The organism is Bradyrhizobium sp. 14AA, from assembly GCF_054185205.1.
This window is the reverse complement of record NZ_JAVAYM010000171.1, coordinates 1-448: the sequence shown is the minus strand read 5'-3', so window position 1 is coordinate 448 and position 448 is coordinate 1. Positions and strand designations below refer to the sequence as shown.

The window sequence follows — 448 nt, the reverse complement described above, 5'->3', positions numbered from 1 at the left end:
ATAAATAAATAACTAACTTTCCTTTTTATGTTTCTTTTATAAAAATAAATGAAGCATATATAATTAACTATTTTTATTGATAGCCTCAGGACATAATATTACTTAATTTATTACACGCAATACAAAGCCTGTAGATATTCAATATCATAACGTTTTATAGTTTACGATTAATTAATATTTAAGAGGACTTTTAGGTAGGCTAACGTAAAAAGGGACGCTACTGCGTCCCATAAAATAGTTAAATAAATGCGAACGCATCGCCAAACAGACGATCTTCCCGCGCGTTACGCTCATGACAGAACAGATCGCGGGCGATTTTCGCCATCTCAAAACGTCCGGCAATATAAATATCGTGCCCCGCCAGCGTACCATAATCCTGCAATACCGCCGTAAGTACCGTTCCTGTACGTCCACGCCAGCCTTCTTCCGGCTGCTCGACAACAGGTTC

The 448-nt window shown here is 38.4% G+C and carries 1 pseudogene; it reads right to left on the bottom strand.

Annotated features, from left to right (window positions below):
* Positions 1–238 precede the first annotated feature (238 nt).
* Positions 239–448: pseudogene (locus RAD15_RS43855) on the bottom strand (hypothetical protein); the annotation flags it as partial.